The organism is Paenibacillus sp. MABNR03, assembly GCF_050455445.1.
GTDB lineage: Bacteria > Bacillota > Bacilli > Paenibacillales > Paenibacillaceae > Paenibacillus > Paenibacillus xylanilyticus.
The window spans coordinates 1-12,013 of sequence record NZ_JBCIYR010000012.1 but is presented as its reverse complement, the minus strand read 5'-3'; the positions used below and the strand labels follow the sequence as shown (position 1 = coordinate 12,013).

Annotated in this window: 10 protein-coding genes; 1 reads left to right on the top strand and 9 read right to left on the bottom strand. The window is 47.8% G+C overall.

The genetic code is table 11. The features are described 5' to 3' along the window. Positions 1-79: 79 nt before the first annotated feature. Positions 80-1,165 carry a PIN/TRAM domain-containing protein gene (locus AAIH57_RS28345; protein WP_413037735.1) on the bottom strand — a complete coding sequence of 362 codons (1,086 nt, stop codon included), beginning with the start codon at positions 1,163-1,165 and terminating at the stop codon, positions 80-82. Positions 1,166-1,338: 173 nt separating this feature from the next. Between AAIH57_RS28345 and AAIH57_RS28340 the strand changes: the two genes are divergently transcribed. Further along, a complete protein-coding gene (locus AAIH57_RS28340) occupies positions 1,339-1,734 on the top strand; it encodes a DUF1573 domain-containing protein (protein ID WP_095293446.1) in 396 nt (131 codons plus the stop codon). Positions 1,735-1,867: 133 nt separating this feature from the next. Here AAIH57_RS28340 and pssA read toward each other — a convergent pair whose 3' ends face one another. The 8 genes from pssA to AAIH57_RS28300 all read right to left on the bottom strand — a co-directional run bounded on the left by pssA (position 1,868) and on the right by AAIH57_RS28300 (position 11,748). After that, entirely contained in the window at positions 1,868-2,599 is a 732-nt protein-coding gene (pssA, locus tag AAIH57_RS28335) for a CDP-diacylglycerol--serine O-phosphatidyltransferase (protein ID WP_175394112.1), read from the bottom strand. 61 nt (positions 2,600-2,660) lie between these two features. Beyond that, a complete protein-coding gene (disA, locus tag AAIH57_RS28330; protein WP_175394113.1) occupies positions 2,661-3,737 on the bottom strand; it encodes a DNA integrity scanning diadenylate cyclase DisA in 1,077 nt (358 codons plus the stop codon). Between the two features lie 13 nt (positions 3,738-3,750). Next, positions 3,751-5,118 (bottom strand): DNA repair protein RadA, encoded by a 1,368-nt coding sequence (gene radA, locus AAIH57_RS28325; RefSeq protein WP_095293438.1) that lies wholly within the window; start codon positions 5,116-5,118, stop codon positions 3,751-3,753. 213 nt (positions 5,119-5,331) lie between these two features. Beyond that, positions 5,332-7,794, bottom strand: a complete 2,463-nt coding sequence (gene clpC / locus AAIH57_RS28320) for an ATP-dependent protease ATP-binding subunit ClpC (protein ID WP_430023815.1) — start codon at positions 7,792-7,794, stop codon at positions 5,332-5,334. A 182-nt stretch (positions 7,795-7,976) separates the two neighbouring features. Further along, the gene (locus tag AAIH57_RS28315) at positions 7,977-9,050 is read right to left on the bottom strand and encodes a protein arginine kinase (RefSeq protein ID WP_430023814.1); all 1,074 of its coding nucleotides are present in this window, start codon (positions 9,048-9,050) and stop codon (positions 7,977-7,979) included. Between the two features lie 28 nt (positions 9,051-9,078). Then, entirely contained in the window at positions 9,079-9,597 is a 519-nt protein-coding gene (locus AAIH57_RS28310; protein ID WP_175394115.1) for a UvrB/UvrC motif-containing protein, read from the bottom strand. A gap of 32 nt (positions 9,598-9,629) precedes the next feature. Continuing rightward, positions 9,630-10,091: a CtsR family transcriptional regulator gene (locus AAIH57_RS28305; protein WP_095293442.1), complete on the bottom strand. Its 462-nt coding sequence runs from the start codon at positions 10,089-10,091 to the stop codon at positions 9,630-9,632. A gap of 481 nt (positions 10,092-10,572) precedes the next feature. Next, positions 10,573-11,748 (bottom strand): GNAT family N-acetyltransferase, encoded by a 1,176-nt coding sequence (locus tag AAIH57_RS28300; RefSeq protein WP_430023813.1) that lies wholly within the window; start codon positions 11,746-11,748, stop codon positions 10,573-10,575. Positions 11,749-12,013 lie beyond the last annotated feature (265 nt).

The window sequence follows — 12,013 nt, the reverse complement described above, 5'->3', positions numbered from 1 at the left end:
CTTGTCTGTCAGTTTATCGTCCCGGAGATATCATTCACTTATAATATACTCGTAACGATACACTACCCATCATACCGCTTTATTGGGCTTTTTCCAACAGTTTCGGCTTGGCAAAAATCATTCGTCCCGCGGAAGTTTGCAGCACACTGGTCACCAGCACTTCCATCATCATGCCGATGTACTCTCGTCCGCCTTCCACAACGATCATCGTACCGTCATCCAGATAAGCAACACCTTGACCATGCTCCTTACCGTCCTTGATGATTTGAACCATAATCTCTTCACCAGGAAGCACCACAGGCTTCACCGCATTCGCGAGATCGTTAATGTTGAGCACGGATACACCCTGAAGCTCACAGACCTTGTTCAAGTTAAAGTCATTCGTGACGACCTTGCCCTGAAGCACTTTCGCGAGTTTGACCAGTTTGCTGTCCACTTCCGATATTTCTTCGAAATCACCCTCGTAAATGAGTACCTTGACGTCGAGTTCTTTCTGAATTTTGTTTAAAATATCAAGCCCGCGCCGTCCTCTGTTCCGCTTCAGCAGATCCGATGAATCAGCAATATGCTGAAGTTCCTCCAGAACGAATTCCGGAATGACAATAGTGCCTTCGATAAAACCGGTTTTGCATATATCAGCGATGCGGCCATCAATAATGACACTGGTATCCAAAATTTTATGCTCTTCCATCCGTCTGTCTTCGTCCACCTCAGGGTGACCCCACCGCCCAGACATCCAGAATGCCCCCAGATCGTCTTTCTTGGCCATGGCCAGCATGTACCCCGAATATCCACTAACTGCCGTCAGTGCCACCTGAAGCACCTCTCCTGCTGTCCCCAGCCAAGCCAAACATGGATAGAGCAGCAAGGCTACCAGCAATCCTGCAACCGTCCCTGCTGCGCCGGCCGCCAGTTCGTTCATCGGTACTTTGGCCAGAGCATCGATCCCATTCTGCAGTCTGTTTGCCAACAACGCTCCACCAATATTGCACACGGCCATAAACAATACAGCTCCCAGTGCCGTTGCTACCCCTGCTCCCAGCAGCCCTGCCGACTGAATCCATTCAGCCATCCAAGGGACGGATTTTCCTGCCAGATGATATGCCGTGTAGCCAAACCATGCACCGCACAATCCTGTAAAAGTTAAAATGCCTTTTTTCCACATATGTCCCTGCACCTCCTTCAAAAGTTCTTGATCTTCATATCCAGTATGATCCAATTCTCTGAATACTAATCCCGCTCAGAAGAACTTTTTGGAATTGTTGCAATCGTCAGTTGAAAGAAGGTAAATTATTGGCATATAATGAATTCAATTCATATCCCGAGGTGAGTAGCAAAATGAGTACGCTAAGTTTACAGGCTTTTCAGGATCAGGTTTCCGAGCTGTTGCTGCGTCATCGCAGTCTGATTGATGTACTGTCCAAAACAGGACAAGCCGGAGCTTCTGTCAACCGAGCCGTGTCCAAGGCCATTACCGAATGCGGCTGCATTGAGCTGCACGCCACCAAGCAGAAATATGCCCCCGAGAGCGGTATCGCTCAAACCAAAGGCCTGCTGGAGACGCATGTGGAAGGTGAATTGTGTGAGAATTGCAAAGAGGTCATCAGCTCCGAACTGGGGAGGAACCTGTTTTATATGTCAGCTCTCTGCAATCTGCTGGATATCAACATGGAAGAAGTCGTGAATCACGAGTCACAGAAATGTTCGACGTTAGGGATGTTCAATTTGTCGTAATGAACTGCAACTTCGCTGTACAAAGATAGGTACTGTATAGATTTGAATAACAAAAAAAAGCACGTACACTCCTGAAGGAGAATGCGTGCTTTTTATTATGCATTTTTGGGGCATTGATGCGAATTAAAAGAATTCACCGATCGGAAGACCGGGAAGACTTCTCTTCCTTGCGCTTCTTCGCCCGGTTACGCGAGGCTGCCGTCCGCATATTATGCTTCATTCCATACAGGGCGTACAGCACCAGAGGAATGAAGATCAACTTCGACAACTGTTCCGGGAAAATGACAGCAACCGCCACAGCGAAAACGACCACCCAAGGTGCAATCCAGATCGCTTTTCGCGGCAGACCCACCTTTTTGAAATTCGGGTATTTAAGTGAACTTACCATCAAATAGGATAATAACAATGTGGCTATCATCATGCTAACCGGACCAATATCCTTGTTAAACAACGTTAGCGTTGCAAGCACACCTCCGGCTGCCGGAATGGGCAGACCCGTAAAATATCCGGGAATCCCAGGTCTTACGTTGAAACGTGCTAGTCGAATGGCTCCGCAGATGGGAAAGCTTGCTGTGGCTACCCAGGCGAGAACCGGAGAGGCATCCTGAAAGGATACCATAAACATAATGAGCGCCGGAGCTGCGCCAAACGAAACCATGTCGGACAGGGAGTCGAGCTCTTTGCCGAATTCACTCTGTGCATTAAGCGCACGCGCAACCCTGCCATCCAAACCGTCCAGCAGCATGGCAACGATCACCATAATGGCGGCCAGGCTGTAGTTCCCATCGATTGCAAGCAGTATCGCCATCATTCCAAGAAACAGATTACCCAAGGTAAAGAGGTTCGGAATGAATTTGGTTAACATCGTTGCTTCACCTCATCATCTTCAAGCCGTTATAGGCAAATCTATCCATGATCGCTCTGGATTACATTTGTCTGTCAATAAACATCTGCTCCTGCAGACGCTTCAGACCTTCCTTAATGGTCCGGGCACGTACCTCACCAATACCGTCTACTTCATCCAGCTCTTCAATCGTTGCCATAATCACATGAGGCAATTGTTCAAATTGATCCACCAGGTTATGGATAATGACATTTGGAAGACGTGGTATCTTATTCAATACCCGATATCCGCGTGGTGCAACCGAATCTTCCGAAGTGGCAGCCGACGATGGATAGCCGAGCAGACGAACGATATGATGTGCATCGAGCAACTCATCATCCGAAAGTCGTTTGAGGCCCACGATAATTTCGCGGATTTTCTCGTCACTGTCGTCCCGAGCATAGTCCTTGTAGAGCAACCACGCCTCTTCCTCCGTTGTTCCGACCAATTCTTCCATCTGCATGGAGATCAGCCGCCCCTCATTCCCAAGTTCATGGATGTAGCGCTTAATTTCCGTTTTGATGCGCATCACCATTTCGGTACGCTGAATCACATTCACTACCTCAGGGATGGTTACCAATTCCTCGAACTCGGAGGCGCTCAGATTCGTAAGGGATTGCGTCAGTACAGCTTTGTATTTCTCAAGCGTTTGGATCGCCTGATTCGCCTTCGTTAAAATAACTCCGATTTCCTTCAGCGAATATCTAAGCGTTCCCTGATACAAGGTAATAATATTCCGGCGCTGCGATATCGATACGACCAATTTACCCGTTTGCTTTGCTACCCGCTCTGCCGTCCGGTGACGGATCCCTGTCTCTGAGGAAGAGATGGACGAATCCGGGATCAACTGGGTATTGGCGTACAGAATACGCTTTAAATCCTCACTAAGAATAATGGCACCGTCCATCTTGGCGAGCTCATATAGATAGTTGGGGGAGAAATCACAATTAATTGAGAATCCCCCGTCAACGACTTCCATTACTTCAGGGCTGTATCCTACAACAAGCAGTGCCCCCGTCTTGGCGCGCAGCACGTTTTCCAGACCTTCGCGGAAAGGTGTACCTGGTGCGATCAGCCTCAACAAATCATTCATCTTATCCAGTTGGCTCGTATCCTTCATCTTGTTATGCCCCCTAATCTAAAGCAACCGCTAGTGCATCTGCCACGGTATTCACACCGATCAGTTGTATCCCGCGAGGATGTTTCCAGCCCTTTAAGCTTTTCTCCGGTAAAATGACTCGCTTGAAGCCCAGTTTCTCGGCTTCCTTCACACGTTGTTCAGCCCGTGATACGGCCCGAACCTCACCTGTCAAACCAATCTCGCCAAAAATAACGTCATCCGGCTTGGTCGGCACATCTCTCAAACTGGATGCAATGCTCACCGCAACCGCCAAATCTACTGCCGGTTCATCGAGCCGCACGCCTCCGGCTACATTCAGGTATGCGTCCTGTGTTTGCAAAAACATGCCCATCCGCTTCTCGAGAACCGCAATAATCAGGTTCAGCCTGTGATGGTCTATCCCTGTTGCCATACGGCGGGGAGATGGAAAATGAGTTGCCGAGATGAGTGCCTGCAGCTCAACCAGCATAGGCCTTGTGCCTTCCATACTGGCGACTACGGTAGAACCGGCTACACCTAGCGGACGTTCGGACAAAAAGAGTTCCGAAGGGTTGCCCACTTCGCGCAATCCATCCTCACCCATTTCGAAAATACCAATCTCATTGGTTGAGCCAAAACGGTTTTTCACCGCACGCAACAATCGATACGTATGATGTCGTTCTCCTTCAAAATAAAGAACACAATCCACCATATGTTCCAGCATCCGCGGACCGGCAATCGCCCCTTCTTTCGTAACATGCCCCACAAGGACGGTTGCAATGCCTCGCCCTTTGGCGATGCGCATAAACCGGGAAGTACATTCCCTTACCTGCGCTACACTGCCGGGTGCACTGGTGACTTCTGGCAGATATACCGTCTGAATGGAGTCGATGACAAGAAAATGCGGCTGGATCTGCTCCACCGCTTCCTCTACACGTTCCATATTTGTTTCACACAGCACATACAGTTCAGGAGAGAGCGCATCCAGACGGTCAGCCCGTAATTTGGTTTGCTTCACCGATTCCTCACCCGAAACATATAACACGCGCAAACCTGAATGGGTTAGAGCATGAGAAGTCTGCAACATCAGCGTTGACTTTCCGATTCCCGGATCTCCGCCCACCAGCACGAGAGAACCCGGAACAATTCCGCCGCCCAATACCCGGTTTAGCTCACCGATTCCAGTCTGCACACGCGGTTCCTGACCGCTATCTATATCTATGATGGGAAGGGGTTTATCTTTACTGTCAAAGAGGGGGGAATTTCTCCCTTGTGTTTTGACAACCGTTTCTGTTTCTTCCACCATGGAATTCCATGACTGACAACCCGGACATTTGCCATACCATTTGGGGGCTTCATAACCACATTCCGTACATTGAAACTTGGTTTTAACTTTGGCCACTTCAGCACTCCTAGGATTTATTTTATAACAGCATTTTGCATTTTTCGACGAATTTTGCCTAACTTCCTGACGTGCAGGGTTAATAAAAGTTTACCATTGTTTGAGATTTTTCGTAAAGGATTATCGTAAACTTTACACATGTTCCATGAACAGCAAAAAATCCTCCCCGGCCGAAGCCGGAAAGGATCATTTTCAATCATGTTAAAACTTTACTTACTTTGTTTCGATTTCTTCATTGGAAGGAACGACTGCGTCCTTTTTGGTTACAGAAAGCGCGCCATTCTCTTCATCGATTAACAATGAATCGCCTTTGGTCACCGTACCTGTGAGCAATTCCTCAGACAATTTGTCTTCAATATGCTTCTGGATCGCCCGACGAAGCGGACGGGCACCATACGCTGGATCGAAGCCGGCTTTGGCCAGGAAGGCCTTGGCGTTGTCGGTGAGTTCGAAGTCGACCTCGTATTCACGCAGTCGTTTGCGAAGCTCTTCGCTCATCAGTGTAACAATCTCAGCAATGTGTTTCTCTTCAAGAGAGTGGAACACGATAATTTCATCAATCCGGTTAAGGAACTCTGGACGGAAGCTTTTCTTCAGCTCATCCATGACCTTACCCTTCATGTTATCGTAATCCGCACCTGCATCCACAACAGCTGTGAAACCAAGTGTAGAGTTGCGTTTAATCGCTTCGGCACCCACGTTGGATGTCAGAATGATCAATGTGTTGCGGAAGTCCACGACACGACCTTTGGAGTCTGTCAGACGGCCATCCTCAAGCACTTGCAGCAGGATGTTGAACACTTCTGGATGTGCTTTTTCGATCTCGTCGAGCAGGACTACGGAATATGGTTTGCGACGAACCTTCTCTGTCAGCTGGCCGCCTTCTTCATATCCTACATATCCTGGAGGCGCTCCGACGAGTCTTGAAGTCGAATGCTTCTCACCATACTCGGACATATCGATCCGGATCACTGCATTCTCATCTCCGAACATGGCTTCTGCGAGTGCACGAGCCAGCTCGGTTTTACCTACCCCAGTAGGACCAAGGAAGATGAATGAACCCATTGGACGTTTCGGATCTTTCAATCCGGCACGTGCCCGACGAACCGCACGGCTGACCGATTTCACCGCTTCATCCTGACCGATGACACGTTCATGCAGGATGGACTCCAAGTTCATCAATCGTTGTGTCTCTTCTTCTTTCAGCTTGTTCACCGGAATTCCTGTCCAGTTGGCTACCACTTGTGCGATATCCTCAGGAGTCACTTCGGAATCCGTGCGACCTTGTTTTTCTTTCCATTGATTCTTCGTTACATCCAGCTCTTCACGGATTTTTTGTTCCGTATCACGCAGAGCTGCTGCTTTCTCGAACTCCTGACTTTGAACTGCTGCGTCTTTTTCCTTACGGATATCTTCCAGACGGCTTTCCAGTTGTTTCAGGTTTGGCGGGATGGTGTATGAGTTCAATCTTACTTTGGAACCCGCTTCATCAATCAGGTCAATCGCTTTGTCTGGCAGGAAACGGTCTGTGATGTAGCGATCAGACAATTTAACCGCCTGTACAATGGCTTCGTCTGTGATTTTTACGCGGTGATGTGCCTCGTAACGATCACGCAAACCGTGCAGGATTTGAATTGCTTCTTCCGGAGAAGGCTGATCTACTGTAATCGGTTGGAAACGACGCTCCAGCGCGGCATCCTTCTCGATATATTTGCGATATTCATCCAGTGTTGTTGCACCGATGCATTGCAGTTCTCCACGGGCCAGAGCCGGTTTCAGAATGTTCGAAGCATCAATGGCACCTTCTGCTCCGCCAGCACCGATCAGGGTATGCAATTCGTCGATAAAGAGTACAATGTTACCCGCTTGACGAATCTCATCCATGATTTTTTTCAAACGATCCTCAAATTCACCACGATACTTCGTTCCGGCAACAACCGAACCCATATCCAGGGTCATAACCCGTTTGTCGCGCAATGTTTCCGGAATTTCGTTAGCGATGATTTTCTGTGCAAGACCTTCGGCAATTGCCGTTTTACCTACACCTGGTTCACCGATCAATACCGGATTATTCTTGGTACGACGGCTCAGCACCTGAATGACACGTTCGATTTCCTTGCTGCGGCCGATCACCGGATCCAGGTTGTTTTCCTTCGCGTAAGCAGTAAGGTCACGTGCCAGACTGTCCAGAGTTGGCGTGCTTACGTTAGCAGGAGTTCCGTTATGGCTGGATACTGCCTCACTGCTGCCAAGCAATTGCAGCACTTGTTGACGTGCTTTGTTCAAGCTGATACCAAGGTTATTGAGCACACGTGCCGCAACACCCTCGCCTTCACGAATCAATCCGAGCAAAATGTGCTCTGTGCCTACATAGGTGTGACCCAATTTGCGAGCCTCATCCATAGACAATTCAATTACTTTTTTCGCACGAGGCGTATATGCAATGTTGGTAGGCTGCTCCTGGCCGCGGCCAATTAGCGTTTCTACTTCATCCTGAATTTTTTCCAATCCGAGTCCCAGGCCGATCAGTGCTTTGGCTGCAATGCCTTCGCCTTCACGAATGAGGCCGAGCAAAATGTGCTCAGTACCGATGTTATTATGACCGAGACGGACAGCTTCTTCCTGGGCGAGTGCGAGCACCTTCTGGGCCCGTTCCGTAAATCTTCCAAACATCATATCTCCTGCACCTCCATGGTTTTGGATAAAACGGGGCCTACTAACGATCCCGCCGTATTCTTCATATCATTTTTGTCTGCAGCCGTGCTGCGAATAAAATCATTCAGCATTTATGGAAATGCTCGTTATATAAAAGCCGCAGAAGCGGCATGAAACCTTAGGACAGTTCAATCCAAATGGAACTACTGGGATTGACTGGCTGAATTGATCGTATCACGAATCAACTGAGCCCGGTAGATGTCACGCTCATCCGTGCGCATATCTTCCCCGAATGTTTTCTGCAGGAAGCCTGGCTGGGTCATCACATTCAGCTCATTCATTATAGTGATGGACAAGCCATTCAACAAGCCCAGATCCACACCAAGGCGAACATCAGAGAGACGCTGTGCGGCTTCCTTGGAATCCATGATGGCTGCGTGCGACAAAATTCCATACGATCGCATCACTCTATCGGTAATCCGCAGTTTGGAGTCTGAAATTAACCGCTCTCTGGCAGTACGTTCATGCTCAATAATTTGCTGCACTACGCCGTGCAGATTGTCGATAACCTCTTGTTCCGTCTGTCCAAGCGTAATCTGATTGGAGATCTGGAAAAGGTTGCCCATCGCCTCGCTGCCTTCACCGTAGATTCCACGTACGGTTAACCCCACTTGAGAAACAGCGGTCAGAATACGTCCAATCTGCTGTGTCATCACCAGAGCGGGCAGATGCATCATAACAGATGCTCTCACACCTGTACCTACATTGGTAGGACAGCTGGTCAAGTATCCTCTGCGGTCATCAAAGGCATAATCCACATGCGCTTCAAAAGCATCATCTATGGCGGAAGCTTTCTCCCAGGCTTCTTTGACCTGGAACCCCGGATAGAGGCATTGGATACGAAGATGGTCTTCTTCATTTATCATAATACTGACGGATTCATCCTCACTGAGAATGACCGCACCATTTTTGGATTCATTCACAAGATTGGGGCTGATCAGATGTTTCTCCACCAGCACCCGCTTGTCGAGATCATCAATATCCATCAAATCCAAGGTGTGGAAATCTCCAAAGGCATGAACGTCATCATATTGAAGTACTTCGCTCAGCTTATTCAGCACTTCTTCCGATTGCTCATTGGAAGCCAGCATCGGAAACGGATAATGCTGCAGGTTGCGTGCGATCCGGACACGGCTGCTAATGACGATTTCGGAATCAGCCGCATCACTGCGCATCCAGTCGCTGAGCGCCTTCTCTGTAAAACGCAGATTAGGCATTACGCATCCCTCCTACTCATGGCAAACTTTACTCCTGGGCTATTTCTTTTTCAAGTTCCCTGATCTGATCACGAATCTGAGCCGCCTCTTCAAATTCCTCTTGGGCGATACTCTCCTGAAGATCACGTTTCAGGTCGGCAATCTGCCGTTTCACCTTGATGCGTCCCCCGGCACGTGCAGGAACTTTGCCTACATGGGTTGTGCTGCCGTGGACTCTTTTAAATAATGGATCCAACCGACTGTCAAAATATTTATAACAAGAACTGCAGCCGAACCGGCCGATTTTGCTAAACTGTGAGTAAGTCATGCCGCACTCTTCACAACGAAGGGCTTGAGCAGGGGGTGCCCCCGCATTCCCATTCTTGGGTTCAAAATCAAGCAACCCGGACAACAGATTATGAATGGAAAATCCTCCTGCTGTTCCAGGAATCATTTCTCCCTTTTCACGGGCACATGACTCACAAATATGGAATTCCGTCTTCTCTCCATTCACGATTTTCGTAAAGTGAAGTGTAGCCGGACGTTTGTCGCATTCTTGGCACAGCATTTATAGATGTACCTCCTTGATCCCGATAGTTTTCATTTACCGAGCAAAGATATTAACATCGCCTTCAACATTCTGGCACGAATTTGATCCCGGTAAGGAAGTTTGACCAATAAAATTTCTCTTGATACAGCTGCACGCATCAACCCGGCTTCCCGTTTACTTAGAAAACGCGCTTCTTCCAGTTGATAAATCAGGCCTTCGGCAGCTGTCTGTCCAATCTCATCCCCGATACTATGGTGCAAATGATTATGCAGAGCAGAGTGAGCCGGCAATTCAATCCGCTGAATGCGGACATAACCGCCACCGCCACGTTTGCTCTCGACCAGGTACCCTTTTTCAAGAGTAAAACGTGTGCTAATTACATAGTTGATCTGGGATGGTACGCATGAGAATTGATCTGCGAGATCATTGCGCTGAATTTCAACCATTCCTTCGGGACTTTCATGCAAAATACTCTTCAGATATTGTTCGATAATATCAGAGATATTACGCATCCACTCATCCTCCACTGTCTGAAACGTTAAGTCAATAAGGACCCACACGCCCCCACAGAGTACACCTTCTCAACCCATTTAACCAATTGGGGAAACAGCGAATCTTGAATTCCACTGGCTTATTCGGGAGAGCAAGGACGCACGAAGGTCCTTTGATATTGCCTCTTTCCGATGATTCTTTAGATGTGGCATTAAAGATGTGATCACCGGATTGTAGAAAGAAAGCTACGTAAGTATTAAACCTTCAGTTGACTTTGACTTTCTTTGACTTTATATACATTATAGCATATTTTGTGGTTTTGCCAAGTGGGGTCACTATTCATTTTTTACGATTTTACACGAAATATTCCCCGGACACAAAAAAACCTCTCCAAAACAGCCGGAGAAGTTCATTTGTCTTACTGTAGCGCGGTTTCTCTATAAAGGTTGAAAGGGGGCAGAATCGATGTTATCGACTTACATATAAGTGTCTGGAATGTACTTAGAAAAAATCAAGCAAATAGGTTTCCCGTTCAGGAATCGCGTGTTCCAGTGCACTAATTACTTCCGCAGGACCATCAATTCGGCCCATCCGTGCCATCTCTGCAGGTCTGCGATATCCCATAAGCATCGCTGTAAGTGCTTGGATGTCGACCTTAAGCGTCTGATCTTCCAAGACAGGTTCCGATGTTTTCCATATGGAAGCCGTACCATTCATCGCTACATTCAGCTGCCATACCCCCTCATTCCACGGTGCATGTGCATCTTCTACCTCAAGCTGAATCTGTAACGGAGAATCTTGATTTGCAAAAGGATACTGCGAAATGAACTGCTCCACACTAACGATTCTCGCCATAAAGTATGGGGAAATCTCCTGCTGAATCCGTGGATTATCCAGTTGAAAGGCCAGTGTATCGTTCGCAGGCGCTTTTAACGTCACCTCATCAATCATCGAATCATGATTGGCGATAAACGTCCACAACCCTTGTCTGGCCTCTTCATTTAGGTGCACCAACTCACCGATGGTAAATTTTCTTTCCTTGACCTCGTAGAGTACGTAGCCTTGAGGTAGTCCCGCCTCATCATAGTAAACAGCCCGCTGGCTCCCTTTCTTGGCAAAAACTGAATTTTCCCACCAGGCATCCTCTCGACTTAAGGTTCCGTTATAACGTTCTGCATACGTGTCATAAACCTTCTTCAGCACCGATAGCTCTGGATTACCCCGCCGAAGGGTGCCTAGAGTTGGCTTCTTCGCAGGTAATTGATCGGTGGACAGCTTATATTGCTTAAACTCTACGTAGGTCTCCCACCCATATTTCCGGTAAAAAGCAAACGAGAACGGATGCAGGAAGGAAATGCTCTGTTTATTCCGATTCATTTCTTCCAGTGCAAATTTAAGCAGCCCTGCTACCCAACCTTTTCGCCGGTATTCCGGCCAAGTTGCCACACCCGCTATACCTCCCATCGCAAATGATCGACCTTGTATATAGGTTTGAAAAGGAATGATCTGAAGTTTGGCTCCAACTTGGCCATCCTCATACACTCCCAACACATTGTGTGAGGCGAACTCCTCTCGGCGTTTTTCAATCTGTTCCTCGTTTAATACAAACTGAAAAGCGTACTCCGAAAGCGTCATACACGCTTCGAAATCATCAGTGGTTAGTTTGCGAATGTCCATGTCGTTCTGCACCCCGTTCTCTAGAATTGTAAGTGACTCAAAATCGTGTGCGGAAATGTGATGTATGTACTTCTATGAGTGTGTCAGAGGTGTGAAACAAAGTCAAATAAGAGATGCATGTGCATCTCCCGGTAAGAACATATATTCAATATATAGGTGTGTTATACATAAAGCCTACGGCAAGAAAAATAAACAAATAAAAACCACCACCGAATATCATCGGCAGTGGTTCTTTGCTTGGCAACGTCCTACTCTCCCAGGACCC